This window comes from Leisingera sp. ANG-S5 (genome assembly GCF_000813925.1).
Taxonomy (GTDB): Bacteria; Pseudomonadota; Alphaproteobacteria; order Rhodobacterales; family Rhodobacteraceae; genus Leisingera.
In genome coordinates this window covers 26,614-52,105 of sequence record NZ_JWLH01000020.1, presented here as the reverse complement: position 1 = coordinate 52,105, position 25,492 = coordinate 26,614, and the positions used below count along the sequence as shown (strand labels likewise).

The window sequence follows — 25,492 nt, the reverse complement described above, 5'->3', positions numbered from 1 at the left end:
CAAATCGAGCAGGTGCTGGCAGCATGGCGGCGTCAGTCTCCGTCAGTGGGGGGTTCGGGGCGCTGGCTGCGCCGGGAGGGGGCAGAGACCCGGCGCGGCATCACCCGGGGGCCCTCATTGGCGGCGGCCGCCTGAAGCTGCGGCTGTGCCTGAGGGTCCGCCTGGGGGCTGCTATCGCGCATCCCGCCGATGTCCAGCACCTCTGCCCGCAGCTGCTGGTCCGGCTGCAGCGCCTCCGTGGCAGTGGCAGGCTTCAACGCAGGGCGGGGACGGTGCGGCTGCGCCCAGTTCAAGAGCAGGTCGACCAGGTATTCGATGAACCCGTCAGCGCCGCTGGTCTTCCAGGCCTCCATATCCTCGCCCGCGGCCAGCGCCTGGCTGAGCGACAGCGGGAACACCGCATTGAAGCCATCGCCGGTTTCCTTCTGTACCCGGCGCAGCACCCGGTCACGGTCGCGCGGGGTCTTGAGCTTGTCGAAATGGGTAATCAGCAGGGTGCTGGGGGCGTCGAGCCGGGCAGAGATTTCCTCCCATACCGCCGCTTCTGACTGGCGCCAGGCCTGGGTGGCATGGGTGCACCAGATCACGCTGTCCACCTCCGGCAGCAGGTTCTGCCAAACGCTGGCGGGCATGTTGGGGTCGGAGATCCCGGGCATGTCGATCAGATCGCAGAGCTCCAGCGCCTCGGCCGGCAGAGTCAGGCGGATCAGTGCGGTGGTTTCCAGCGGCACATCGTCCAGATCCTCCAGCCGCACGGGGGTCTCGCTGCCGTCGGTGCCGGTCAGGCAGGCGCCCTCCGCCCCGTGAGAGATCCAGACCGGCGGCAGGCGGGTGGCGGTGACGCGGGTGGGCAGCGGCTGCTGGCCCACCAGCAGATTGGTGAGAGTGCTTTTGCCGGCGCTGAATTCGCCCATCAGCGCCAGCCGCGGCTTGCGGGCCGGGGCGGGTTCGGGAGGCAGCGGCGCCGGGGCGTGCTGGGCAGTCTGATACGTCATGCGGTGAAACTCCTGAGTGTTTCCAAGGCAGTAGTCGTCTGAGTCTGCTGATAGCGGGCCTCGTCGCCCGCAAACAGCGCCTGCATGTCGCCGCCGCCGCGGCGGCAATCGGCGATCTCGAGCAGGATGTCACGCTGGCCGTCGAAGAAGCCCTGCAGCCGCGCGAGGACAGCGGCGCGGACGTCGGCGGTCTGCACTGTCTTGAGCTGGGTCATGAAATCCTCGGTCTCGCCTTCGATCAGGCTGCGGAACTGTTTGGCAAAGGCCTTGTAGCCGCGGGTGCGGCGCCACCAGGAAGCCCACCAGCTGTCGTTGAAATCCAGCGCGATTGACTGAGCCAGCGCCACCGGGGAGGCAGGCTGGGGCACGTCGGGTACTGCCAGCTGGATGCCCTCCACTGCCGGGCCGAAACCGTCATAGAGCAGCTCCGCCACATCCTGCACCGCAGCCTCGTAGCGATTCTGCGCAGCAGATTGCAGACGGCTGGTCATCACCGAGTAGGCAGAGCGCAACAGCATCCGCAGCCCGGCTGGGTCGTATTCCCAGTGGCAATCCTCGCCCCATTTTTCCAAATGGTCGATCAGCGCGTGGGTGGCACGGTCGGTGAAGGTGGCATGGGCCCGGTCGGCGCGGTCGCGGAAAGCATTGAGCACCTGGCCGGCCTCTGCGTCCATTGCCTCCAGATGGGTCTGGCAGATGTCTTCGAAGGCGGTGCGGACGTCGTGCATATTGGCACCGCCTGTGCTGCCTTCACCCTGCACCAGGATTGCATTGGCGGCCTGCTGGCCTGTGGCGGCTGTGGTGGCGGTGGCGGCAATGCGCTGCAACAGCGGCGTGCCCAGGTCGGCAACGATGCGCTCGGACACGGCGCGGTTCAGGGCCGGGAGGCCTGACAGCTCCCACACCATGTTCTGGGGGGTGGCCTTGGCATGGGAGGCATTGACCGAGGCCTCGGCCCAATTCAGCAGCGCGGCAGAGCTGGACGGGTCCATATCCTCCAGCCCGCCGGTCAGCACCTGGTTGGCCCAGTAAGCACTGCCGAAGATGATCTCGGCCTCCTGCGGCCCATGGTGGGTTTCCAGCGTCTGGCGGATGCTGGCCTCGATCTCGGCAATCTGGTTTGCCGGATCGGCCAGCTCATCAATGCGGTTGACAAAAATCACCACCTCACGCGACTTGAGGTTGGAGATCATCCGGATCAGCCCCATGTCGACAGAGGTCAGCGCCTGTCCCGCCGACAGCACCACCACGCAGATGCGGCTGTCGCGGATCGCCTGGATGGTGATCTGTTCGCGCATCATGAAGGTGTCGTTGACGCCCGGCGTGTCGCGCAGGCACAGCCGGTGCGGCACCGAGCGGCTGTTGAGGAACAGATCGGCGGCGCGGGTGATGTCGGCAAAGCGGCCCTGTTCGTCCACCGTGCCCGGCTCCTCGTCGCCGAAGTCATCGCCCAGGCAGATGTAGCGTTCGATCAGGTTCTTGTCGAAATAGCCATAGTCGTGCTTCTGCCCCATCAAAAGTTCGAACTTGCGGCCCAGACGCTGGCGGGAGCGGTCGCGCATTTCCTCTATCTGGGTGCGGATTTTCTGCAGTTCGCTATCCGCGCCGGCGCGGCCAGCCATTTCGCCGATGCGGCCGCCCTTGGTGGTCAGCCGGTCCCACTCATCTTCGGTCATGAACTGGAAACAGGCCTTGTTCCCGGTGCGGGTCTCGCCCGGCTCCAGGTGCAGCGAGGTCACAACCGAGGTCCAGGGGTTCACGTCTGACGGCAGCAGGTCGGCCCAGCCGGCCATCGCATTGACCAGCGAGGTCTTGCCGGATTTCACCTGCCCCAGCAGAGTGACGCTGGGCTCGAAGGTTCCCAGTTCCTCCTGCAAGCGGGTCAGGCTGCGCTTCACCCGTTCACCCGACACGCCGAGCAGGGTAGTCAGCGCACCATCGAGCCGCCGCGCCTTGCGGGCGAAATCCGCCAGCGGCTCCAGCCCGGCGCCGAGGTTGGTGGGGCGGGCGGAGGCGCGGATGTCGGTGGCGCTCTCGATCTGGTTTTCCATGTTCATGGCGGGGCCTGTATTTCGTGTCCTGCTTCGGAGTTTTGGTCTGCTGCCCGGCACGCGGGTCTCGGGGTTTTGCGCCCCTATCCGGGCGGCTCTACCATCAGTTCCTTCTTCAGCTGGATCAGCAGCGTCACCGCATCGACCGCCGCGTCCTCGTCCTGTTCCAGCTGGCACAGCATCAGCATTTCCTCGCCGTCCTGCGCGGCCTCGCGGGCAGCCTCCACCGCGGCGCTGGCGGGCATAGCGTCGAGCGATTGGGACAGGCTGCGGATCATCTCCATGCATTGCGCCAGGACCGGGGCGGCCTGCGGGCCGCCGGCGGCTTCGGCTTCGGCCAGCATCGCCTCGGCGCCGGTTTGCAGCTGATCCAGCGCAGCGGCCAGGCTGGCAGCCTGCGGTGCGGCGGCAGCCGCCGGCGCCGGAACAGCAGGCGCAGTCTCAGCTGGCAGGGTGCCGCCGAACTGGCGGATCAGCAGCTCTGCCTGATCAACGTCAGAGGCGCGGCCCTGGTCGACCTGGCGCTGGATATCCTCGCTCAGCTGCCTGCCTCCGCTGGAACGCCACAGCCCGTCCTGCGGGGCCCCGGCGGTGCGGGCGGTCAGCCCCTGGATCGCGGCAACCGGGTAGACGCCCAGAAACTCCTCTGCCGCCACCGGCTCCAGCGTTTCGATCAAGGCAGGCAGGGTGCCGCGCATCACCAGACGGTCGGCCATGGTGAGCACGAGGAAACTGTGATCCTTGGTGCTGTCCGGCACCGCGGCCCAGAGCGCCTGTTCACCTGCGGTGAATTCCTGGCTGCACCACAGGATGATGTCGGCGCTGGCGGCGGCCTGCTGCAGCATGTCTTGCCGCTCGGATTGCGGACCTGCCAGCGGCAGTTCGCGGTAGCTGTGCCAGCGCAGGCGCGGATCGGTCAGAGTCTGGCGCACCCGGCAGGCGTCCTGCGGCAGCTCCATCTGCGCCAGCAAGCCGGACATTTGCAGCCGCTTGCCCGCGGCAGTCTCAATTTCTGCCATTTCCTCGGTGCCATAACAGACATCAACCAGCAGGCCGCCGCCGTTGCGGCCGATCACAACCCGGCCAAGCAGCATGTCGATGAGGGCGGATTTACCGCTGCCGGCAGCCCCTGCAACCGCCACCCGCACCGGCTGGCGCAGGCGCTGCAACAGCTTGCTGCCCCAGCCGCTGACCTCCGTCGGCAGACAGCCCGCGCTGAGGGTCTGTTCCAGCTGGCCTGCCAGCGGGCTTATGTCTCTTTGAGGAAGGCTCACGCGGATGCATCCGTTTTGCTGCGGCCCGCCTCCGGCGCGTCGCGCCAGGAGGATGCGGCCATGAAGGTGACAACCCGTCGGCCTGCGCGCTGGCGTGCGGCGGCGGGTTCGGGCGGCTGCTGTTCCGGCGCTGGCGCCGCAGGAGCGCCTGCAACGGCAGGTCCAGGCGCCCGCGGGTCAAACGGCTTGATCACGCAGAAAGCCGCGTTGTCCTGCTCCGGCGCGTCCAGCGCCTCCAGCCGCCGCATCAGCGCCGCACCGATGCGGGCGCTGGGGCTGTGGCATTCGGCGGCCAGCACCTCGGCAATCTCCTCCTCTGCCAGGAACAAGAGCCCGTCGCTAGCGGCCAGCACGATGTCGCCGTGTTGCAGCCGCACCGGTGCGCTGCGGCAGTCGACCAGCGGGATATCGGCGCCGGTCAGCACCGAGGTCACGCAATGGCGGTCCGGGTGGGCGGCGGCCTCAGCCGGGTCCAGGCGGCCGCGGGCGACCAGCTTCTCCAGTTCCGCCGCCATCGAATGATCGGCGTTGAGGCGGATCAACGCGCCGTCGCGGAACAGGTACAGCGGTGAATCCCCGACCGAAATCCAGTAGAGCCGGTCGCGGAACAGCACCGGCGCCAGCAGGGTGGCACCCATGCCCTGCGCCTGTACCTGCGGCTGGTGGCTGGCATATTCGCCCAGGCAAGCGTTGGCGCCGTCGGCCGCGCTGTGCAGCACCGCGCCGATGGCGGGCTCCAGCTGCTCCGGCTCGCCGGTGCGCAGCTTCAGCTCCGCAAACACCTCCGTCACCACGATCCTGGCGGCCACATCGCCGGCCGCGTGCCCGCCCATGCCGTCGGCCAGCACCGCAAAGCCGGTGCCGGCACCAGCCAGGAAATCGGCGGCGACAGCATCTTCCTGACGCTCACGGCGGCCCTGGCTGATGGCCGTTGCGGCGTCGTACTCCAGGTCAGCGGAATGCAGCATTGGAACCTTCACCTTGCTGCGGCTGATCCCAGCCGAAAGAGGCACCGCACAGAGGCACGAACCGCAGGGTGGTTTCGCCGATGCGGATCTCGTCGCCGGCCGCCAGTTCTTCGGTGCTGAGCACCGGGCGGCCGTTGCGGCGCACCAGGTTGGCCTTGCCGCCGTGGCCGATGTAAAACGCCTTCTGCTCCGGGTCATAGGCGATGGCGGCGTGGTTGTCGCGCGAGATGCTGTTGTCGCCGAAATCCAGCCGCACGGTCTGATCCTCGCCGCGGCCAATGACCGTCACACCGCTGAAGAGGGTAAAGGCAGCACCGCGGCCCGGCCCCTGCACAACCGCCAGCCAGCCAACCGGGAACTGGGTGTAGCCGGGCGCAGCCTCCTCGGTGCTGCGCGCGAAGGGATCGCTGCCGGGTGCCTGCGCCGGGCTGAAACCCAGCAGACGGGTTTTGACCCGGCCCGCGCGGCTGGCGCCGCGGCCCATTGAGGGCGCGGGCACGTCGATCGGAGCCGCAGCCGTGGGCGGACCCTGCGGCTCAGCGGCCTGCGGAGCAGGCGCGGTTTTCTGCGGCGCCTCGGCTGCAGGCGGGGGGGCTGACTGCATCTGAGGTACAGGGGCTGGCTGTGCCTCTGCGGGGGCCGGCGCGGGTGCATCCATTCCGTATTGAGGTTGCGGGGCCGGTTCAGGTAGCAGTTCCGGTTCGGGCTGCACTTCCGGCTGAGGGGCAGATGCGGACTTGCGGTGGAAAACCCGGTAGCTTTCAGGTTGCTCCGCGGCGGGCTCCTGCTGCTGCAGGCGGCTGAAGTCCGGCTCCTCCGCAAAGGCGTCCAGTTCCTCGCCGTCTTCCGCCTCCATATAGGCTTCTACTTCTGAAGCGGCGGCGAAGGGATCATCACTCTCAGCATACTCCTGGGCCGCGGCGGCGGAACCCGGATCCAGGGCCGAGTCCTGCGCCTGTTCACGGGCAAAGAAGGCGGCGATGGCATCGTCCTCCGGTCCTGGCTCGCCCAGACTGTCCAGATACTCCTCCGCGCTGTCCTGCGGCCCGTCCTGACGGGCGCCTTCCGGGCTGTCTTCCTCCAGGAAATCCTCGGGCAGAACATAGTCCTCTGCCGCGGTCTCCGGCTCCGGGTCCAGCTGGAAACCGCGGTCCAGGCTGAAGGGCACGCTGGGCTGCTCCGCCTCAGGTGCGGCAGCGAGGCTGTCAAACGGGTCGCGCGCAGGCGGCTGCACCGGTTCGGCGGCGGGGTGGCCTGCAGCCTCCGCCCGCACCCGTTCCCGCTTCTCACCGATGATATCCTTGATGAATTTCATTGCCGTTCCCTTCAGTTCTTAACGGTTGCCGGGGTGCCGTCCTGGAACCCGAAAATTCTGCGCAGGCGGCCTGCGAATGTGGGTTTGTCCGCTTCTGCACCGCTGTCTGCTGCCGAAGCCGGCGGCTGTTCGGCGGCAGGCGCGTTGCGGCTGCGCCGCGTGCGGGCGTCTTCCTCCGCCAGCCAGGCTTCCAGATCGCTGACCGGCTCGCCAAACAGGTTGACCATCTGGCGGGGGGCTTCTGGCTCAGCGGCGGGCACCGGCTCCTTGCGCGCGGTGCGCGGCTGGCCGGGAGTCAGGCTGGAGTTGGTCGCGGCCACCAGGTCGGCGATGGTTGCGTCCAGAGCGCCATTATCGGCAGGGTCAGGATCTTCGCCCGGCATGCCCGCAGCCTCCGCCACCGGATCCCCGGCATCGCATTCCGCCAGCATCTCTGCCCAGGCGCGGGTGGACTGGAACCGTTCGGCGGGCGGCACCGACATCGCCTGATCAACAGTGGCCAGCAATGCCGGATCCGCTGCCCAAGGCCCGCCCAGCAGCGGCGGGCAAGGGTCGGGGTTGCCCGCCATCACCGCATTCAGCCGCTGCTGGCTGCCCGCGGGCGGTTCCCCGGTGATCAGGTAATAGAAGGTGGCGCCGAGCGCATAGATATCGCAGGCCGGGCGCTGTGGCAGGTCGGGCTTGTACAGCTCATGCGCCGAATAGCCGTCCTTGACCGCCAGCAGCATCGGCAGTGCGGTATCGTCCTTGGGGGTGCTGCCCGCCGCGGCGCCGAAGTCGATCAGCGTCAGGGTGCCGTCCTGGCCCAACAGCAGATTGTCGGGCGAGATGTCGCGGTGCAGGATGCCCAGCTTGTGCACGCAGCCTAGCGCCTCCAGCGCCTGGGTCAGAATCTGCCGCAGCACCGGCGCGGTCAGCCGGTCCGGCTGCTCCTCGCGCACGGTCAGCAGGTCGAGCCCGTCGATGAACTCCATCGCGATATAGGCGGTCTGGTTTTCCTTGAAGACCTGATGCACGCCGACGATGCCGGGATGCTCGGCGCGGGCCAGCAGATGCGCCTCGCGCAGGAAGGCGCGCAGCACGTTGCGGCAGGACTTGGCGTGTTCCGGCGCCGACGGTTCCACCTCCGGCCCGTTACGGCGGCAAAGCCCCGCCGGAAAGCATTCCTTGATCCCCCCCCGCCGCTCCAGGCTGTCGCGCGCCAGATAGGTGATGCCGAAGCCGCCGCTGATCAGCGGGCGCTCAATCTGGTACTGGCCCTGAAGCAGCTTGAAGCCGCAGGGCAGTTCGCAGGTGTGCGCCGGATCGGCGGAAGATAGGTCGTGCGGCACGGCGTCATTTCCTCCTGGCAGCTCGGTCCCCGGCCAAAAGGGCGCGGGCGGACCTTAACGCTGCCGGCGGAATGGGGAATGTTCACGGCTCCATTCGGGCAATTGCGGCAGATCCGCCGTATTTTCGCCGCAATCCTCTCAAAAGGGCAGCAAACATTGGGTTAACAGCGCACCGGCTAGTTGCTTTGAAGTTAGTTAAACTGCAGGGCTATCTCCCCCGGCGGAGGCCCGCCGCACAGAACGGGCCGCTCTGGTATCGGCAACAGACCCTCAGGGCCGCGATACAGACCGGACCCCTGCAAACGCACTGGCTGCAGCTGATTCTCCGCAAAAACAACTTGGCAGGAAATTGTGATGGGCTTTGCAGCCAATCACCGGTACAATTGTCGCATGACAATATGGTACCCTGACCCCGCCAGCCTGACCCCGCCCCTGCACGCCAGCCTTACGCAAGCCATTGCCAGGGCCATATCGGACGGCAGGCTCCCCAAGGGCACGCAGCTGCCGACCCACCGCAAAATGGCTGAGGAACTAGGGCTTAGCGTGCACACCGTGAGCAAGGCATATGAGGGGCTGCGCAGGCAGCGCCTGATCGACGGCCAAGTCGGGCGTGGCAGCTATGTTCTGGACCCCGATACGAATAATGACCAGCCGTTTCAGCTGAGTTCGGAACAGGGCGGCGGCTTTGACCTGTCGATCTCGCGGCCACTGTTTTCGCAACAGCACGCGGAGCGGTTCCAGCAGGCCCTGGCGGAACTGCCGGAGGCGCTGGATCCGAGCTACTTCCTGTCGTGCCGTCCGAACGTGGGTCATGACTTGCACCGGGCTGCCGGGGCAGAGTGGCTGAGGATCTGCGGGCTGGAGGTGGCGGCAGAGCGGATCATAATGACCAACGGTGTGAGCCACGGCATGTCGGCGGCGCTGTCGGCGCTGACCCGGCCGGGCGACACGGTGGTGTCGGACAAGATCACCCATCACCTGTTGGTGTCGGGCTGTTCCTATCTGGGGCTGACCCTGGCCGGACTGGAGACGGACAGCGATGGCATTCTGCCGGACGCTCTGGAGCGTTACTGCCGGGAGCAATCGCCCAAAGTGCTGTTTTTGCTGCCGTCTCTGGCCAACTCTACTGCCGGGATGATGCCGGAAGAGCGTCGCAGGGTGCTGGTAGAGATTGCCCGCAAATATGATCTGCACATCATCGAAAACGATGCCTTCGGCCCGGTGGCGGAGGACCGCCCCGTGCCGGTTTCGGCGCTGGCGCCGGAGCGGTCGATTTACCTGACGACCTTCACCAAATGCACGGTGTCGGGGCTGCGCGCCGGTTACCTGGCGGCGCCGGAGCATCTTCTTCCTGCGCTGACCGGGCGGATTGTCGTGTTCGGCTGGATGGCGACACCCCTGATGTGCGAGCTGGCCACCCGCTGGGTGCAGGACGGCACCGCGCTGGAGCTGGCCCAGTGGCAGCGCCGGGCTCTGGCGGAGCGGTATGCCATTGCCGAAGAGGTGTTGCAGGGCTGGGATTGGCAGGGGCATCCGTCGGCGCTGCACCTGTGGCTGCCGCTGACCGCGGGCTGGACCACCGCCAGCTTTGTCTCTTACGCGCAGGAGCTGAAAGTGGCGGTCGCCCCGGATGCGCCGTTCCTGACGCCCAAAACCCCACCGCAGAACGCGGTGCGGGTGTCGCTGGGCAGCGTGCAGGATCAGGACCGCTTCCGCCAAGCGCTGGAGCTGATCGCCGGAATGCTGGGCCGCCCGCCGGAAGGGGTCGCGCCCTTCACATACTGATTGTCCTGCAACAATAAAAAAATTGACATGCAGTACAATTCCTCTCAAGTCTGTCGCAGCGGTGCTCAGGCACCGGTGAGACTTGGGAGGAAATCATGGCTCAGACAGTCACATTCAGCTTCGCCGCCCTGGCGGCGGCGGGCATTGCCCTGGCGGGCAGCGCGGCGCAGGCGGACACCTGGCGGTATGCCTTTGAGGAGGCGATGACCGATGTGCAGGGCGTCTATGCGCAGAAGTTCAAGGAAGAGATCGAGGCGCACTCGGATCACGAGATCCAGCTGTTCCCTTATGGCACCCTAGGCGAATCCGCCGACATCATGGAGCAGACCCAGGACGGCATCCTGCAGTTCGTCGACCAATCGCCGGGCTTTACCGGCTCCTTGATCCCTGAGGCACAGGTGTTCTTTGTGCCCTATCTGCTGCCGACCGATCAGGACCACCTGGCGCGCTTCTACAAGGAGAGCAAGGCGATCAACGGTATGTTCAAGCCGCTTTATGCCGATCAGGGGCTGGAGCTGTTGAACATGTTCCCCGAGGGCGAGGTGGCGATGACCACCAAGACGCCGGTGACCACCTGCGCCGATCTGGACGAGGTGAAGTTCCGGGTGATGACCAACCCGCTGCTGGTGGAAAGCTACAAGGCCTTTGGCGCCACCCCGACGCCGCTGCCATGGGGCGAGGTGTACGGCGGTTTGCAGACCAATGTGATCCAGGGGCAGGAGAACCCGACGTTCTTCCTCTACTCGACCAAGATCTATGAGGTCACCGATTACATCACCTATGCCGGCCACAACAATTTCACCACCGCAGTGATGGCCAACAAGGACTTCTACGACGGCCTCTCCCCCGAGGATCAGCAGCTGGTGCAGGATGCGGCCACGGCAGCCTATGACCACACCGTGGTTTACCAGCAGCAGGCGGCAGAGACCGAGCTGGCGAAGATCATGGAGGCCAAGCCTGAGATGCAGGTGACGGTGCTGACCGACGAGCAGCGCAGCTGCTTCAAGGAGGCCGCGGCAGAGGTTGAAGCCAAGTTCATCGAGATGACCGGCGACAGCGGCGCTGCGATCCTGGAGCAGATGAAAGCGGATCTAGCGGCCACCGCCAACTGAGGCCTTCACTGCAATCGCTGCTGAGCAGGTATTGCCTGCTCAGCGGTGCGCAGACCTCGGGGAGGAAGGAATGCACCAGACACATGACTCCGCGCTGCCCGGTTTCCTGGGTGTGATCGACAGCGCCATCAGCCGCATCGAGTCGTTCCTGCTGGCCGCCGGCGTGCTGCTGATGGCGGCCAATACCGTGGCCAATGTGGTGGGCCGCTTTGTGCTGGGAAACTCGATCTTCTTTTCCGAAGAGCTGAACCGGATCCTGATCATCCTGATCACCTTTGCGGGCATCAGCTATGCCGCCCGCAATGCCCGCCACATCCGGATGTCAGCGGTCTATGACCTGCTGCCGCCGCATCTGCGCAAGGTGATGGTGGTGGTGATTTCGCTGGTCACCGCGGGCTTCATGTTTCTGCTGTGCTTTTACGCGGTGAAATACATCGGCGCGCAGGCGTCGCGCGGGCGTGTTCTGCCCGCCCTGCAGATCCCGGTCTGGGTCATCCTGGTCTGGGTGCCTGCGGGCTTCTTCATGACCGGCGCCCAGTACCTGCTGACCGCGGTGCGCAATCTGACCTCCAGCGGCATCTACCTCTCCACCCATGTGCAGGAGGGGTACGAGGACGCAGAAGAAATCGAAATCTGAGGACGGACCCATGGCTGCAACCATTTTCCTGACCATGATTGTCCTGCTCCTGCTGGGCTTTCCGATGATGATCCCGCTGATTGCCGGCGCGTTCATCGGCTTTCTGATGCTGTTCGGCGATCTCGCCCGGACAGAGACCATGGTGCAGCAGATGCTGGCCGGAATCCGGCCTGCTTCGCTGATTGCGGTGCCGATGTTCATCTTTGCCGCCGACATCATGACCCGCGGCCAGTCGGCCGGGCGGCTGATCAATGTCGTGATGGCCTATGTGGGGCATATCCGCGGCGGGCTGGCGATTTCCACCGCCGCCGCCTGCACCATGTTCGGCGCGGTGTCGGGATCGACTCAAGCAACCGTCGTCGCCATCGGCTCGCCCCTGCGGCCGCGGATGCTGCAGGCGGGGTACAAGGACAGCTTTGTGCTGGCCCTGATCGTTAATGCCAGCGACATCGCCTTTCTGATCCCGCCGTCGATCGGCATGATCATCTACGGCGTGGTCTCCAGCACCTCGATTGCCGAGCTGTTCATTGCGGGCATCGGGCCGGGGCTGCTGATCCTGCTGCTGTTCTCCGTCTATGCCTACATCTATGCCGTGCGCAACAATGTACCGGCAGAGCCCAAAGCCAGCTGGGGCGAGCGGCTGAGGACTATGCGGCAGGCGCTGTGGCCGATGGGGTTCCCGGTGATCATCATCGGCGGCATCTACGGCGGTGTGTTCAGCCCGACCGAGGCGGCAGCGGCCTGTGTGCTTTATGCTCTGGTCCTGGAGGTGCTGGTGTTCCGCTCGATGGCGCTGGTGGATGTCTATGACACCGCCAAATCCACCGGGCTGATCACTGCCATCGTGTTCATCCTGGTGGGGGCTGGAGCAGCGTTTTCCTGGGTGATTTCCTTCGCACAGGTGCCGCAGCAAATCCTGGGGGCCATCGGCATTGCTGAGATGGGCGCCATCGGGGTGCTGTTTGTGATCTCCATCGCGTTTTTCATCGGCTGCATGTTCGTCGACCCCATCGTGGTGATCCTGGTGCTGGTGCCGGTGTTTGCGCCGGTAGTGAAATCGGTTGGGCTGGACCCGGTGCTGGTCGGCACCATCATCACCCTGCAGGTTGCCATTGGCTCTGCTACGCCGCCGTTCGGCTGCGATATCTTCACCGCGATTGCCGTGTTCAAACGCCCCTATGCCGAGGTGGTGCGCGGCACCCCGCCGTTCATTCTGATGCTTTTGGGGGTGTCGGTAGCGCTGATCTTCTTCCCGCAGATTGCGCTGTTCCTGCGCGACCTGGCCTTTGCCAAGTAAGGAGGCACGGCGATGTTCACATCCATTCTGGTGCCCTTTGACGGCTCCCAAGGGGCGGAGGCCGCGCTCGCCAAGGCGGCAGAGCTGGCGCAGCTATGCGGTGCGGAACTGACCCTGCTGACAGTGTACCGCCACCATTCGCTGCTGGAGGCCTCGATGCATGTGGTGCGCCCGGATCAGCCCGAGGATCTGGACGAAATCATGCGCAGCCACGCCCGAGAGGTGGCCGAGCGCGGTAAGGCGCTGGCGGCGGAGGGCGGCGTTCAAAACCTCCGCGCCTTTGTCAAAGCCGGGCCGGTGGCGCGCACCATCACAGGCTTTGCCAAAGAGCACGGGCATGACCTTATTGTGATCGGCAGCCGCGGGCTTGGCTCCTTGGAGGGCGTCCTGCTGGGCAGCGTCTCGCACAAGGTGACGAGCCTGGCGGAAACCCCGGTTCTTATTGTTTAGGAAACAGAAAATGGCTCTTGATATCCATGCCACGCCCTCACGGGTTCCTGCCCGGCTGGACGACCGCCCGGTGCCCAAACGAATTGCGCTGGTGGCGCTGGCGACCGACCACACGTCAGAGCGCGACTTTGCCCGGCTCTGCGACCCGGACCGGGTGGGCGTCTATGTGAACCGCATCAAATTCGAGAACCCGACCACAAAGGAAACGCTGCTGCAGACCGGTCCGCGGCTGACTGAGGCGGCGGCGCAGATCCTGCCGGGGGAAGAGGTGGATGTGGTGGCTTACGGCTGCACCGCGGCCTCCATCGTCTTGGGCAACGATGCAGTGACTCGGTATCTGAACGCGGCCAAGCCGGACACGCCTTGCGTCACCCCCAGCTCTGCCGCGTTTGATGCGTTTGCCGCGCTGGGGGCCAAGCGGGTGTCACTGCTGACCCCCTACAGCCCCGCAGTCACCGAAGAGATGGCACAGTATTTTTCGGCGCACGGGCCGGAGGTGGTGAATGCCGCCTGTTTCGGTCTGACCGACGACCGCCAGATGGCGCGGATCTCCGAGGACAGCATCATCGAGGCGGGGATTGCCGCCTGCGATGCAGGGGCTGATGCGCTGTTTTTGTCCTGCACCGCACTGCGCGCCGCTGCTTGCGTGCAGCGGATCGAGGACCAGCTGGGCAAGCCGGTGGTCAGCTCAAACCAGGCGATGGTCTGGCGCTGTCTGCGGCTGGCCGGGGTAACGGATAAGGTGCCGGGCTACGGCCGGCTGTTTGAACTCTAACAAGACAAGACAGGTTCAATGACTGAGAAAATCACCCTTCAGGACAGCTATCAGGCCCGGGCGCGGATCGCCGCGCGGGTCCGGCGGACGGCGATGGCGCCCTCACCCGTGCTGAGCGCACGGAGCGGCGGGCAGGTCTCGCTGAAGCTGGAAAGCAGCCAGATCACCGGCAGTTTCAAGCTGCGAGGAGCAACCAATGCGGTGCTGGCCCTGAGCGAAGAGCAGCGCGCGGCGGGAGTGGTTGGCGTCTCCACCGGCAACCACGGGCGCGGGCTGGCCTATGCGGCGGCGCAGGCCGGGGTGCGCTGCATTATCTGCATGTCGGAACTGGTGCCGCAGAACAAGGTCGAGGGCATCAAGTCCCACGGCGCCGAGGTTAGGATCATAGGCCGCTCGCAGGATGATGCGCAGGTCGAAGTCGACAAGCTGGTGGCCGGGGGCATGACCATGCTGCCGCCGTTCGACCACCGCGATATCATTGCCGGGCAAAGCACCGTGGCGCTGGAAATGCTGGAGCAGGCGCCGGATCTGGAGACGGTGCTGGTGCCCTTATCGGGCGGCGGGCTGATTTCCGGCGTGGCGATGGTGATGAAGGCGGTGAACCCGGCGATCCGGGTGATCGGTGTCAGCATGGAGCGCGGCGCTGCGATGCACGCCAGCCTGCAGGCCGGCAGGCCGGTGCAGGTTGAGGAGCTGCCGACGCTGGCAGATTCGCTCGGTGGCGGGATCGGGCTGGAAAATGCCTATACCTTTGAAATGACAAAGGCATTCGTCGATGATGTGGTGCTGCTCTCCGAGACGGAAATCGCGGCCGCCATCCGCCATGCCTATTTCGAGGAGCGGCTGGTGATCGAAGGCTCCGGCAGCGTCGGCATTGCGGCGCTGCTGGCGGGCAAGATAGGCAATCCAGGGCGCTGTGCGGTGCTGGTGAGCGGCCAGAACATCGCCATGGACCTGCACAAGCGCATCATCGATGGTGAAGATGTGGATGTGGCGGCGGAGAGCAAGGGAGGCGCGGATGCCTGACATCAAGATCCTGACCGAAGCGGAGCTGCGCGATCTGGTGCCGCTGGACGCGGATGCGGTGGACTGTGTCGAGCAGGGCTTCACCACTCTTGCCGGCGGCAAGGTTGTGATGCCGCCGATCATGACGCTGCCGGTGCCCGATCACAAAGGCGAGGTCTGCGTGAAGACCGCCTATGTGCCGGGGATCGACAGCTTTGCGATGAAGATGAGCCCGGGGTTTTTCGACAACCCCAAGCTGGGCCTGCCCAGCACCACAGGGTTGATGGTGGTGTTTTCCAGCCGGACCGGCCTTTTAGAGGCGCTGCTTCTGGACAATGGCTATCTCACTGATGTGCGCACCGCTGCGGCGGGGGCGGTCGCAGCGCGCCACCTCGCGCGGGCGGATGCGTCCCGCGTCTGCATTATTGGCGCAGGTGTGCAAGCGCGGATGCAGCTGAAAGCGATGACCTTGGTGCGCGGCATTCAAAACGCCGTCATCTGGGCGCGGGAAAGCGCCAAGGCAGAGGCCGCGGCGGCCAGCCTGCGCAGCGAGCTGGGAATTGATGTCACCGCCGCTGCCGACATCGCGCAGGCGGTTGCCGGGGCGGATATTGTCGTCACCACAACCCCAGCAGCCGACCCTGTGGTCCAGGCGGAATGGCTGCGGCCCGGCCAGCTGGTGATCGCCATGGGCTCCGACCAGGAGCACAAATGCGAGCTGGAGCCTGCCTGTCTGACCAAGGCGGACCTCTATGTGCCCGACAGCCAGGCGCAATGCGCCGTCAAGGGCGAGCTGCGCAGCGCCATCGCCGCGGGGCTGATCGCCGGGCACCAGAGTTTTACGGAACTGGGAGCCATCACCTCAGGGCAGGCCCCCGGCCGCCAGTCGGACAACGAACTGATCATTGCCGACCTAACAGGAACCGGTGTGCAGGACACCGCCATCGCAACGCTTGCAGGCTCCCGCGCTGATGCGGCGGGGGCTGGCGCCACTTTCACCAGCTGATCAACCAGGAACCACGCATATGGCAGACCCCAAGCTGTATTTCTCCCGCGCAGAATATCAGGCGCGCCTCGACAAGACCCGGGCCGAAATGTCCCGCCGCGGGCTTGACCTTCTGATCGTCACCGATCCCTCAAACATGAACTGGCTGACCGGCTATGACGGCTGGTCCTTCTATGTGCATCAATGCGTTGTCGTCGGCTTGGACGGTGAGCCGGTCTGGTACGGGCGCGGCCAGGACGCCAATGGCGCCTTGCGCACATGCTGGATGGAGCCTGCAAACATCATCGGCTACCCGGATCACTACGTGCAGTCGACCGAGCGCCACCCGATGGATTACCTGTCGGCGCAACTGAAAGACCGTGGGCTGGACGGCGGCGCGGTCGGCGTTGAGATGGACAATTACTATTTCACCGCCGCGGCCTATGCATCCCTGCAAAAGCACCTGCCGAATGCGCGGTTCGGCGATGCAAACGCGCTGGTAAACTGGCAGCGGGCGGTGAAATCCGAGGCCGAGCTGACCTACATGCGGCAGGCGGGCAAGATTGTGGAGCGGATGCACCAGAGGATCTTTGAGCGTGTCGAACCGGGGATGCGCAAATGCGATCTGGTGGCCGATATCTATGACGCCGGCCTGCGCTATGACGCGGAGCTTGGCTTTGGCGGCGACTACCCGGCGATTGTGCCGCTGCTGCCCTCCGGCTCTGACGCGGCTGCGCCGCATCTGACCTGGGACGACCTGCCGATGAAATCCGGCGAGGGCACGTTTTTCGAGATCGCAGGCGTGGTCCACCGCTACCACTGCCCGCTGTCGCGCACCGTGTTCCTGGGCAAGCCGACGCAGACCTTCCTGGACGCCGAAAAGGCCGTGCTGGAGGGGATGGAGGCCGGGCTGGAAATGGCCAAGGCCGGCAACACCTGCGAGGATATCGCCAAAGCGTTTTTCAAGGTGCTGAAGACATACGGCATCGAAAAGGACAACCGCACCGGCTATCCGATCGGCGTTTCCTACCCGCCGGACTGGGGCGAGCGCACCATGTCGCTGCGCCCGGGTGACACCACGGTCCTAGAGGAGAACATGACCTTCCACTTCATGACCGGCCTCTGGATGGAGGATTGGGGATTTGAGATCACCGAAAGCATCCGCATCGGGGCGAACGGGCCGGAATGCCTGTCCGATGTGCCGCGCAAGATGTTCGTGAAGGACTGAGCCATGAAGCAAAATCCAATTTCCCCCACCATCCCGCTGGACCAGGACGGGGTGCACCACGGCTATCTGAAGCTGCCCTACAGCCGCGATGATTCTGCCTGGGGCTCGGTGATGATCCCTCTGACGGTGATCAAAAACGGCGAGGGGCCGACCGCACTTCTGACAGGTGCCAACCACGGCGACGAATACGAAGGCCCGATTGCGCTTCAGGAACTGGCGGCAACCACGCGGGCGGAGGACATCACCGGCCGGCTGATCATCGTACCGGCCTTCAACTACCCGGCCTTCCGCGCCGCCAGCCGCACCTCTCCCATCGACAAGGGCAATATGAACCGGTCGTTCCCGGGCCGCCCGGACGGCACTGTGACAGAGAAGATCGCCGACTACTTCCAGCGCACACTCTTGCCGATGGCAGACCTGGCGGTGGATTTCCACTCCGGCGGCAAAACGCTGGATTTCGTACCCTTCGCCGCCGCCCATATCCTTGATGACAAATCCACGCAGGAGGCGTGTTTTGCCGCAATGAAGGCCTTCAATGCGCCCTATTCGGTGGAGCTTTTGGAGATCGACAGCGCCGGCATGTATGACACTGCGGTCGAGGAAATGGGCAAGGTCCTGGTCACAACGGAACTTGGCGGCGGCGGGTCGTCATCTGCGCGTAGCAATGCCATCGCCAAGAAGGGGCTGCGCAATGTGCTGATCCATGCGGGTATTTTGCGTGGCGAAATGCAGCTGGACGAGACCGTGAATCTGACGATGCCGGATGATGACTGCTTCCTGTTCAGCGAAGGCGACGGACTGTTTGAGATCATGGCAGACCTCGGCGAAGCAGTTGCCAAGGGTGATCTCCTAGCCCGCGTCTGGCCTCTGGACCGCACCGGCCAGCCGCCGGTGGAATACCGCGCCCGCCGTGCCGGCCTCCTGATCAGCCGCCACTTCCCCGGGCTGATTAAATCCGGCGACTGCGTTGCGGTTGTCGGCGTCACCGCCGGCTGATAGGCGGAAGGCATGCAACTGGACCAGCGCGATCTCGACATCCTGCGCGTGCTCTCCACCGAGGGCCGTATCACCAAGGCCGCGCTGGCCGACCGGATCGGCCTGTCGCCGACCCCCTGCTGGGACCGGCTGAAGAAGCTGGAGCAGGGTGGTTTGATCGAGGGCTACGGCGCCCGTATCAACCTGCGCAAACTGGCGCCGCATGTAACAGTGTTTGTCGCAGCTGAGATTGCCGACCACACCGCCGCCAGCTTCCGCGCGTTTGAGGCTGCGATGCAGCGCTATGAGGAGGTCACCGCCTGCTGGGCGCTGGGGGGCGGGTTCGACTACCTGCTGCAGATCGTCACCCGCGACATCGACGCCTATCAACGGCTGATCGATGAGATGCTGGACGCCCGCATCGGACTTTCCCGCTATTTCACCTATGTGGTGACCAAGCCGGTCAAGGGCACGGGCGCGCCGCCGCTGGACATTCTTCTGGAGCAGGGGTGATCCCGCGCAAATATCCCTGAGCGGCAGCTGTTTCTTCTGCACCGCCCCTGAACTTCAGTCACATCCTCTGCCCGCGTCAGGCACATTCCTCTGCAAGACATGAGGAGGACAGCCATGACAGAGACCGCGCTCTCAGCCCGGACCGGGATTGCCGACAAGGCCCTGGTGCGCTCTTTTTCCTACATAGGCGGCAAATGGCGCGCCGCCGCCAATGGCGAGACCTTCCCGGTTTGCGATCCGGCCGATGGCGCAGAGCTTGGCCATGTGGCCAGCCTTTCAGCAGAAGAATCCTCTGCCGCGGTGGATGCGGCGCAGACGGCCTTTGCGGCTTGGGCCGGGATGCTCCCGCAACAGCGCGCTGCCATCCTGCGCCGCTGGTTTGAACTGCAGCTAGAACACAAAGAAGACCTCGCCCGCATCATGGTGCTGGAACAGGGCAAGCCGCTATCCGAGGCGCGCGGCGAAATCGGCTATGGCGCTGCCTTTGTGGAGTTCTACGCAGAAGAAGCCAAGCGCCCCAACATCGAAGGCGTGACCAGCCATTTGCCCGACGCAGAGGTGGAGCTGTGGCGCGAGCCGGTGGGGGTGGCGGCGCTGATCACGCCCTGGAACTTCCCCTCTGCCATGCTGACGCGCAAGGCAGCCGCTGCGCTGGCGGCGGGCTGCACCGTGGTGGCACATCCATCGGCTGAGACCCCCTTCAGCGCATTGGCGCTGGCGGAACTGGCAGAACGCGCAGGCTTCCCGCCCGGCGTGTTCAACGTGGTAACCGGCAACGCGCCCGCGATCGTTGCACCCTGGACCCGCGACACCCGCGTGCGGGCGCTCTCCTTCACCGGCTCTACTGAGGTGGGCAAGCTCCTTTACCGCCAGTCGGCGGACACGGTGAAGCATCTGGTGATGGAACTGGGCGGCCACGCGCCGGTGATCGTTTTCAAGGGCTGTGATCTGGACAAGGCCGTCAGCGAAACCATCAAGGCCAAATTCGCCACCTCCGGCCAGGATTGCCTCGGCGCCAACCGGATCTATGTGGAGCGCCCGATCTATGCAGAATTCTGCGCCCGCTTCACCGCAGCCGCCCAGGCGCTGACCATCGGCAAAGGCATGGAGGATTGCGAACTTGGCCCGCTGATGAATGAAAAGGCGGTTCAAAAGCAGGAAGAGCATGTGGCTGATGCGCTGGCAAAGGGCGCAACGCTGGCCTGCGGCGGCAAGCGGCACCCTTTGGGTCCGCTGTTTTTTGAGCCTACCGTGTTGACCGATGTGCCCGCAGATGCGTGCATCATGTCGGAGGAGACCTTCGGCCCCGTCGCCCCCATCACCCCCTTCGACACCGAGGAGGAAGCGGTGGCGCGCGCCAATGACAGCGAATACGGGCTGGTCGCCTATGTCCACAGCCAGGACCCGCGCCGCATTTACCGTCTCAGCCGCGCGCTGCAATACGGCATGGTGGCGGTGAACCGCACCAAGGTCACCGGCGCGCCGATCCCCTTTGGCGGCACCAAGCAATCCGGCCTGGGCCGCGAAGGCGCGCGGCTGGGCATGGAGGAATTCACCGAGGTTAAATACGTCTGCCGCGACTGGGCGTGAGGATACCGGACTCCGGCGCGGAGTCCGGCCCGGATTTGCACGGCAAATCCGGGTGTCAGACACAGGCGGGACATCCCGGATTCCGCGCCGGAATCCGGGCCGGAATTCTCGCAGAATTCCGGTTTGCCGCAGAACTTGAGAAGGAAAACACCAATGCTGAAGAACGACCAGCTTGACCAGTGGGACCGCGAGAACTTTTTCCATCCCTCGACCCACTTGGCGCAGCACGCCCGCGGCGACAGCCCGAACCGGGTCATTAAAACTGCCTCGGGCGTGTTCATCGAAGACCGTGATGGCAACAAGCTGCTCGATGCCTTTGCGGGTCTTTACTGCGTAAACGTGGGCTATGGCCGCCAGGAGATCGCTGAAGCCATCGCTGATCAGGCGCGGGAGCTGGCCTATTACCACTCCTACGTGGGCCACGGCACCGAGGCCTCGATCACACTGGCCAAGATGATCCTGGACCGCGCGCCAAAGAACATGTCCAAGGTCTATTTCGGCCTTGGCGGCTCGGACGCCAATGAAACCAACGTCAAGCTGATCTGGTACTACAACAACATTCTGGGCCGCCCCGAGAAGAAGAAAATCATCTCCCGCTGGCGCGGCTATCACGGCTCTGGGCTGGTCACCGGCTCGCTGACAGGCCTCGAACTGTTCCACAAGAAGTTCGACCTGCCGGTGGAGCAGGTGATCCATACCGAGGCACCGTACTATTACCGCCGCGACAACCTGGATCAGACCGAAGAGCAGTTCGTGGCCCATTGCGCGGCGGAACTGGAAGCGCTGATCGAGCGCGAGGGCGCAGACACCATCGCCGCTTTCATCGGCGAGCCGGTGCTGGGCACCGGCGGCATCGTGCCGCCGCCCGCGGGCTACTGGGAAGCCATTCAGGCGGTCTTGAAAAAACACGACATCCTGCTGGTTGCGGATGAGGTCGTCACCGGTTTCGGACGGCTCGGCTCCATGTTCGGCTCGGACCACTACGGGATAGAGGCCGACATCATCACCATCGCCAAGGGCCTCACCTCGGCCTATGCGCCGCTTTCGGGGTCCATCGTCTCCGACAAGATGTGGAAGGTGCTGGAGCAGGGCACCGATGAGAACGGCCCGATCGGCCACGGCTGGACCTACTCCGCGCACCCGATCGGGGCGGCGGCGGGAGTGGCGAACCTCAAGCTGATCGACGAGCTGAACCTTGTCACCAATGCCGGCGAAACCGGCGCCTATCTGAACGCCACCATGGCAGAGGCGCTCTCGGTTCACGCCAACGTGGGCGATGTTCGCGGCGAGGGAATGCTGTGTGCGGTGGAGTTCGTGAAGGACAAGGACAGCCGCACCTTCTTTGACGCTGCGGAGAAGATCGGGCCGCAGATCTCTGCCAAGCTCCTGGAGCAGGACAAGGTGATTGCCCGCGCCATGCCGCAGGGTGACATCCTGGGCTTTGCACCGCCGTTTTGCCTGACCCGCGCCGAGGCCGATCAGGTGGTCGACGCCACCTTGCGCGCGGTCAAGGCAGTACTGGGGTAACGCCCTCCGCCGGTCAGTTGCGGCAAATCTCGAGGACGGCGCGCAGGCCCCGCCTGCCGTCCTCGAAAGTGAGCCGCCCGCCGTGCTGTTCCGCCACCGTGGCAACAATCGTCAGCCCCAGCCCGAAGCCGTCGATGGCCCGGGTGTTTTCGCCGCGCCGGAACGGGGCAATCACTTCGGTGATCTCCGCCGCCGTCATGCCGGAGCCTTCGTCCTCCACCGTGATGATGGCGTAATCTGCGGTGGCACTGAGAGTAACGGCGGCGCGGCGGCCGTATTTCAGCGCATTGTCGATCAGGTTGGTGATGGCCCGCTGCAAGGAAACAGGCCGCGCCACCACCAGCATCACCTGACCCTGCGGCACCGCGCTCTGGCCGGGGGCAGAGGTAAAAACGGACCGCCCGCCCGCCGCCACCTGCGGCTCCGGCGGCAGCAGCTCCACCGGTTTGCCCATGTCCTGATAATCAGCCGCCAGCGCCTCCACCAAGGAGCTGAGCGACAGGCGGCGCGGGGTCTCGGCGCTCATCTCGGCGCGGGTGTAGGTCAGCACGCTTTCGATCATGCCGGTCATGGCGTCCAGATCCGCCTCGAACTTCTGGCGCAGCTCCACGTCCTGGATCAGCGCCGCACGCAGCCGCAGCCGGGTGGCGGGGGTGCCAAGGTCGTGACTGATCCCGGACAGCACCGCGGCGCGGCTGGCAAGCTGTTCGCGCTCTGTCTCCAGATAGCTGTTCACTGCTGAGACGATCTCCTGCAGCTCGCCGGGGCCTTGCATCGCATAGGCGTCCGGCCCGCCCAGCCGGCGGCGGTGGCGCAGGGCGCGGGCGAAGCGGTCGAAATGGGCCGAGGTGTCCATCACCAGCGTCGCCAGCACCGCCAGGGCCAGCAGCGACAAGAGAACCGCCGGCAGGCGCAGGTCGCGCGGCGCGGCAGAACAGCCCCAGACGGCAGTGCCGTCGACCCGCTGCCAGGGGCCATAGCCCGCGCGCGCAAAGATCACCGGCTCGCTGCAATAGGTAGCCAGCAGCCGGGTAACCGCCCCCAGTTTCTCTGCCGCGGTGGCTCCTCCTGCGGGCGGCAGTTCCGCCACCGGATACCGCAGGGCGGGGGAGGCGATAACCAGCGCCAGAACCTCCCCTGACAGGGGATCGGGGCCGCTGTCCAAGATCGAGACATTGGTGAACAGGGAAGGCTTCGCGATCCCCTGCAGCCGCAGATAATCGCCAGCGGCCAGGGACGCAGCCTGTTCCGGCGCCACGGACGTTACTGTCACCCCCGCAGGCGGCGGCGCGCCGCGGCGCAGGGTGGCGTCCAATGTAATGCCGGAAATGGCAGCGCGAGTCAGATGCGCCTGCCAGCTGGCGCCGGAGTGGAACCAGCCCCAGGCACCGCCCAGCCCGGCGGCAAAGGCCAGCGGCAGCAGGATCAGCCCCCGGGTTCTGAGCCGCAGCGCCACCTGCCTCAGTCCCCGCCAGTCTCAACATCCACCGCCAGGACATAGCCGGTGCCACGCTCGGTGCGCAGCAGCCGCGGGTCCTTGGGTGTTTCTTCAATCTTGGAGCGCAACCGGCCCACCAGCACGTCAATTGCGCGGCCCGAGCCCTCGTCACTGCCGCCGTCGCCTGTCACATCCAGTGCCGCCGCAATCTCCTCACGCGTCAGCGGAATATGCGGGTTGGCCAGGAACACCTTGAGCAACCCGGTCTCGCGCCGCGACAGCGCCACCTGCACGCCGACGGGAGAGATCACCTCATCCCGCTTGGCGTCATAGGTCCAGCCGCCAAAGCGGAAGGTGGCCACGCTGCGCCGGTAGATCAGCGACGACGACCGCCGCGCCCGCTGCAGCACGGCGCGGACGCGCGCCAGCAGCAGATCGGGGTTGAACGGTTTGGCAATGTAATCATCCGCGCCGGATTCATACCCCGCCATCCGCTGGTGATCGGCGGACAGTGCCGACACCAGAATGATCGGCACATCCTGCTCACTGCGCAGCCGGGTGCAGATCTCCACCCCGTTTTCATCGCCCAGCATCACGTCGAGCAGGATCAGGTCGATCCGGCCCGCGCCGATCTGCTCGCGGATCTCCGCCTCGCTGCCGCAAGGCAGGGCGATAAAGCCGTTCTGGCGCAGGTACTGGGTCAGCATCATGCGCGTTTCAACGTCGTCATCCACCACCAGAAGCCGCGGAATCGCCATCTGTTGCTCCCTCCCCGAAACCGCCCCGTGTGGCCGTCCCGGCTGTTTGTTTGTAACATCATGCAACAAAATCAATTGCTGCGTAACAACAGGTAACAGGCTGGCGGAAAAACTGCTGCAGCAGGCGGCAGGGGCGCTGCCGGGCAATTGAAATGCAGCACCGGGACCGGGCAAGCTGACAGGTGAAGGCTGCGGGGAGCAGCCGGCACATAAGGGAGGAATGAGCGATGAAATACACCGCTTTTGCGGCCGTATCGGCCGTGGCACTGGCCTGTGCGGCCCCAGCAGTTGCCGGGCCGGAGGCCGAAGTTCTGCACTGGTGGACATCCGGAGGCGAGGCCAAGTCGGCCGCGGTCCTGCAACAGGAATTTGCCGACAACGGCGGCACCTGGACCGACATGCCGGTGGCCGGCGGCGGCGGCGATGCGGCAATGACCGCGCTACGCGCCCGGGTGCTCTCCGGCAACGCGCCGACCGCGGTGCAGCTGAAAGGCCCCGCCATCCAGGAATGGTATGAAGAAGGCGTGCTGGCCGATATCTCCTCCGTCGCTGAGGCCGAGGGCTGGGGTGATGTGCTGCCCGGCTCCATCGCCGAACACATGAAATGCGAGGGCAAATGGTGCGCAGCACCCGTGAACGTGCACCGCGTCGACTGGATCTGGGCCAATGCCGCGCTCTTGGAGGCCAACGGCATCGAAATGCCCCAGACATGGGAAGACTTCAACGCCGCCGCCGACAAGCTGATGGCCGCGGGCATCACCCCGCTGGCGCATGGCGGCCAGGCCTGGCAGGACGCCACCGTGTTCGAGGCCGTGGCGCTTGGAATCCTGGGCCCGGAAGACTTCCGCAAGGCCTTTGTCGACCTGGATATGGACACCCTGAAGTCCGGCAAAATGGCCGCGGTCTTCGACCAGATGCGCAAGATGCGCGGCTATGTGGACGCCAACTTCCCGGGCCGCGACTGGAACCTGGCCACCTCGATGGTGATGAACGGCGAGGCGGCGTTCCAGATCATGGGCGACTGGGCCAAGGGCGAGTTCCTGGCCGCGGGCAAGGAGCCGGGCAAGGATTTCCTCTGCGCCTCGGTGCCGGGCGACGGTTTCCTTTATAATGTCGACAGCTTTGCCATGTTCGAGGTCGACGGCGAGGACAAGCAGGCCGGGCAGGATCTTCTGGCCAAGCTGATCGTCGGGCCGAAGTTCCAGGAGGTGTTCAACCTCAACAAGGGCTCGATCCCGGCGCGGGTGGACGTGAAACTGGATGCCTTTGACACTTGCGCCCATCTGTCCTCCAAGGACATGGGCGACAGCGCGGACAATGGCTCGCTGCTGCCCAGTTATGCCCACGGCATGGCCCTGCGCGGCGCGCAGTCCGGCGCCATCACCGACGTGGTGACCGCGCATTTCAACTCGGACATGTCCTCGGCTGAGGCCGTGCAGATGCTGGCCGACGCTGTCGCCAACTCTCTCTGATCCTCCCCCGG

Annotated in this window: 22 protein-coding genes; 14 read left to right on the top strand and 8 right to left on the bottom strand. The window is 65.3% G+C overall.

Annotated features, from left to right (window positions below):
• Window positions 1–32 precede the first annotated feature (32 nt).
• From RA25_RS20240 to RA25_RS20215, 6 genes are all read right to left on the bottom strand, one after another.
• Entirely contained in the window at window positions 33–995 is a 963-nt protein-coding gene (locus RA25_RS20240) for a dynamin family protein (protein WP_039174742.1), read from the bottom strand.
• Entirely contained in the window at window positions 992–3,052 is a 2,061-nt protein-coding gene (locus RA25_RS20235; protein WP_019296517.1) for a dynamin family protein, read from the bottom strand. The genes RA25_RS20240 and RA25_RS20235 overlap by 4 nt, the downstream gene beginning before the upstream one ends.
• 77 nt (window positions 3,053–3,129) lie before the next feature.
• Window positions 3,130–4,320 carry a hypothetical protein gene (locus RA25_RS20230; protein ID WP_039174741.1) on the bottom strand — a complete coding sequence of 397 codons (1,191 nt, stop codon included), beginning with the start codon at window positions 4,318–4,320 and terminating at the stop codon, window positions 3,130–3,132.
• A complete protein-coding gene (locus RA25_RS20225; RefSeq protein WP_039174740.1) occupies window positions 4,317–5,288 on the bottom strand; it encodes a PP2C family protein-serine/threonine phosphatase in 972 nt (323 codons plus the stop codon). Before RA25_RS20225 ends, RA25_RS20230 begins: the two co-directional genes overlap by 4 nt.
• The gene (locus RA25_RS23350) at window positions 5,272–6,603 is read right to left on the bottom strand and encodes an FHA domain-containing protein (protein ID WP_052254321.1); all 1,332 of its coding nucleotides are present in this window, start codon (window positions 6,601–6,603) and stop codon (window positions 5,272–5,274) included. The genes RA25_RS20225 and RA25_RS23350 overlap by 17 nt, the downstream gene beginning before the upstream one ends.
• An 11-nt stretch (window positions 6,604–6,614) precedes the next feature.
• Window positions 6,615–7,934, bottom strand: a complete 1,320-nt coding sequence (locus RA25_RS20215; protein WP_039174739.1) for a serine/threonine protein kinase — start codon at window positions 7,932–7,934, stop codon at window positions 6,615–6,617.
• A 390-nt stretch (window positions 7,935–8,324) separates the two neighbouring features.
• Between RA25_RS20215 and ehuR the strand changes: the two genes are divergently transcribed.
• The 13 genes from ehuR to RA25_RS20150 all read left to right on the top strand — a co-directional run bounded on the left by ehuR (window position 8,325) and on the right by RA25_RS20150 (window position 21,813).
• Window positions 8,325–9,719, top strand: coding sequence for a MocR-like ectoine utilization transcription factor EhuR (gene ehuR, locus RA25_RS20210; RefSeq protein ID WP_029204841.1), 1,395 nt, complete (start codon window positions 8,325–8,327; stop codon window positions 9,717–9,719).
• 95 nt (window positions 9,720–9,814) lie between these two features.
• Window positions 9,815–10,831, top strand: coding sequence for a TRAP transporter substrate-binding protein (locus RA25_RS20205; protein ID WP_039174738.1), 1,017 nt, complete (start codon window positions 9,815–9,817; stop codon window positions 10,829–10,831).
• Between the two features lie 70 nt (window positions 10,832–10,901).
• Window positions 10,902–11,468: a TRAP transporter small permease gene (locus RA25_RS20200; RefSeq protein WP_039174737.1), complete on the top strand. Its 567-nt coding sequence runs from the start codon at window positions 10,902–10,904 to the stop codon at window positions 11,466–11,468.
• A gap of 10 nt (window positions 11,469–11,478) precedes the next feature.
• On the top strand, window positions 11,479–12,765 hold the full coding sequence (locus RA25_RS20195) for a TRAP transporter large permease (protein ID WP_039174736.1): 1,287 nt from the start codon (window positions 11,479–11,481) through the stop codon (window positions 12,763–12,765).
• A gap of 12 nt (window positions 12,766–12,777) precedes the next feature.
• Window positions 12,778–13,215 (top strand): universal stress protein, encoded by a 438-nt coding sequence (locus tag RA25_RS20190; RefSeq protein WP_039174735.1) that lies wholly within the window; start codon window positions 12,778–12,780, stop codon window positions 13,213–13,215.
• Window positions 13,216–13,225: 10 nt separating this feature from the next.
• Window positions 13,226–13,990, top strand: coding sequence for an ectoine utilization protein EutA (gene eutA / locus RA25_RS20185; protein ID WP_039174734.1), 765 nt, complete (start codon window positions 13,226–13,228; stop codon window positions 13,988–13,990).
• A gap of 18 nt (window positions 13,991–14,008) precedes the next feature.
• Complete coding sequence (gene eutB / locus RA25_RS20180) at window positions 14,009–15,016, top strand: hydroxyectoine utilization dehydratase EutB (protein ID WP_019296506.1); 1,008 nt, start codon at window positions 14,009–14,011, stop codon at window positions 15,014–15,016.
• A complete protein-coding gene (eutC, locus tag RA25_RS20175; RefSeq protein WP_019296505.1) occupies window positions 15,009–16,001 on the top strand; it encodes an ectoine utilization protein EutC in 993 nt (330 codons plus the stop codon). The genes eutB and eutC overlap by 8 nt, the downstream gene beginning before the upstream one ends.
• A 19-nt stretch (window positions 16,002–16,020) precedes the next feature.
• A complete protein-coding gene (gene doeA / locus RA25_RS20170) occupies window positions 16,021–17,208 on the top strand; it encodes an ectoine hydrolase DoeA (protein ID WP_019296504.1) in 1,188 nt (395 codons plus the stop codon).
• A 3-nt stretch (window positions 17,209–17,211) separates the two neighbouring features.
• Entirely contained in the window at window positions 17,212–18,204 is a 993-nt protein-coding gene (gene doeB / locus RA25_RS20165; RefSeq protein ID WP_039174733.1) for a N(2)-acetyl-L-2,4-diaminobutanoate deacetylase DoeB, read from the top strand.
• A gap of 12 nt (window positions 18,205–18,216) precedes the next feature.
• Window positions 18,217–18,696: an Lrp/AsnC family transcriptional regulator gene (locus RA25_RS20160; protein WP_039174732.1), complete on the top strand. Its 480-nt coding sequence runs from the start codon at window positions 18,217–18,219 to the stop codon at window positions 18,694–18,696.
• Between the two features lie 114 nt (window positions 18,697–18,810).
• Window positions 18,811–20,286: an NAD-dependent succinate-semialdehyde dehydrogenase gene (locus tag RA25_RS20155; RefSeq protein ID WP_039174731.1), complete on the top strand. Its 1,476-nt coding sequence runs from the start codon at window positions 18,811–18,813 to the stop codon at window positions 20,284–20,286.
• 153 nt (window positions 20,287–20,439) lie between these two features.
• Window positions 20,440–21,813, top strand: coding sequence for an aspartate aminotransferase family protein (locus RA25_RS20150; protein WP_039174730.1), 1,374 nt, complete (start codon window positions 20,440–20,442; stop codon window positions 21,811–21,813).
• A 13-nt stretch (window positions 21,814–21,826) separates the two neighbouring features.
• Here RA25_RS20150 and RA25_RS20145 read toward each other — a convergent pair whose 3' ends face one another.
• Both RA25_RS20145 and RA25_RS20140 read right to left on the bottom strand, forming a co-directional pair.
• The gene (locus RA25_RS20145; RefSeq protein WP_039174729.1) at window positions 21,827–23,269 is read right to left on the bottom strand and encodes a sensor histidine kinase; all 1,443 of its coding nucleotides are present in this window, start codon (window positions 23,267–23,269) and stop codon (window positions 21,827–21,829) included.
• A gap of 5 nt (window positions 23,270–23,274) precedes the next feature.
• Window positions 23,275–24,009 (bottom strand): response regulator transcription factor, encoded by a 735-nt coding sequence (locus tag RA25_RS20140; RefSeq protein ID WP_039174728.1) that lies wholly within the window; start codon window positions 24,007–24,009, stop codon window positions 23,275–23,277.
• Window positions 24,010–24,236: 227 nt separating this feature from the next.
• On the opposite strand from RA25_RS20140, the gene RA25_RS20135 reads away from it, so the two are divergent.
• Window positions 24,237–25,481, top strand: a complete 1,245-nt coding sequence (locus RA25_RS20135) for an ABC transporter substrate-binding protein (RefSeq protein WP_039174727.1) — start codon at window positions 24,237–24,239, stop codon at window positions 25,479–25,481.
• Window positions 25,482–25,492: the final 11 nt, after the last annotated feature.

What these genes read in the sequence shown, in the direction of transcription:
- RA25_RS20235 (WP_019296517.1), bottom strand. Translation starts at nt 3,052, where the DNA reads ATGAACATGGAAAACCAGATCGAGAGCGCCACCGACATCCGCGCCTCC.
- RA25_RS20160 (WP_039174732.1), top strand. Translation starts at nt 18,217, where the DNA reads ATGCAACTGGACCAGCGCGATCTCGACATCCTGCGCGTGCTCTCCACC.
- RA25_RS20155 (WP_039174731.1), top strand. Translation starts at nt 18,811, where the DNA reads ATGACAGAGACCGCGCTCTCAGCCCGGACCGGGATTGCCGACAAGGCC.
- eutA (WP_039174734.1), top strand. Translation starts at nt 13,226, where the DNA reads ATGGCTCTTGATATCCATGCCACGCCCTCACGGGTTCCTGCCCGGCTG.
- RA25_RS20240 (WP_039174742.1), bottom strand. Translation starts at nt 995, where the DNA reads ATGACGTATCAGACTGCCCAGCACGCCCCGGCGCCGCTGCCTCCCGAA.
- RA25_RS20190 (WP_039174735.1), top strand. Translation starts at nt 12,778, where the DNA reads ATGTTCACATCCATTCTGGTGCCCTTTGACGGCTCCCAAGGGGCGGAG.
- RA25_RS20135 (WP_039174727.1), top strand. Translation starts at nt 24,237, where the DNA reads ATGAAATACACCGCTTTTGCGGCCGTATCGGCCGTGGCACTGGCCTGT.
- RA25_RS20140 (WP_039174728.1), bottom strand. Translation starts at nt 24,009, where the DNA reads ATGGCGATTCCGCGGCTTCTGGTGGTGGATGACGACGTTGAAACGCGC.
- RA25_RS20200 (WP_039174737.1), top strand. Translation starts at nt 10,902, where the DNA reads ATGCACCAGACACATGACTCCGCGCTGCCCGGTTTCCTGGGTGTGATC.
- RA25_RS20205 (WP_039174738.1), top strand. Translation starts at nt 9,815, where the DNA reads ATGGCTCAGACAGTCACATTCAGCTTCGCCGCCCTGGCGGCGGCGGGC.
- eutB (WP_019296506.1), top strand. Translation starts at nt 14,009, where the DNA reads ATGACTGAGAAAATCACCCTTCAGGACAGCTATCAGGCCCGGGCGCGG.
- RA25_RS20225 (WP_039174740.1), bottom strand. Translation starts at nt 5,288, where the DNA reads ATGCTGCATTCCGCTGACCTGGAGTACGACGCCGCAACGGCCATCAGC.
- doeA (WP_019296504.1), top strand. Translation starts at nt 16,021, where the DNA reads ATGGCAGACCCCAAGCTGTATTTCTCCCGCGCAGAATATCAGGCGCGC.
- eutC (WP_019296505.1), top strand. Translation starts at nt 15,009, where the DNA reads ATGCCTGACATCAAGATCCTGACCGAAGCGGAGCTGCGCGATCTGGTG.
- RA25_RS20195 (WP_039174736.1), top strand. Translation starts at nt 11,479, where the DNA reads ATGGCTGCAACCATTTTCCTGACCATGATTGTCCTGCTCCTGCTGGGC.
- RA25_RS23350 (WP_052254321.1), bottom strand. Translation starts at nt 6,603, where the DNA reads ATGAAATTCATCAAGGATATCATCGGTGAGAAGCGGGAACGGGTGCGG.
- RA25_RS20150 (WP_039174730.1), top strand. Translation starts at nt 20,440, where the DNA reads ATGCTGAAGAACGACCAGCTTGACCAGTGGGACCGCGAGAACTTTTTC.
- ehuR (WP_029204841.1), top strand. Translation starts at nt 8,325, where the DNA reads ATGACAATATGGTACCCTGACCCCGCCAGCCTGACCCCGCCCCTGCAC.
- doeB (WP_039174733.1), top strand. Translation starts at nt 17,212, where the DNA reads ATGAAGCAAAATCCAATTTCCCCCACCATCCCGCTGGACCAGGACGGG.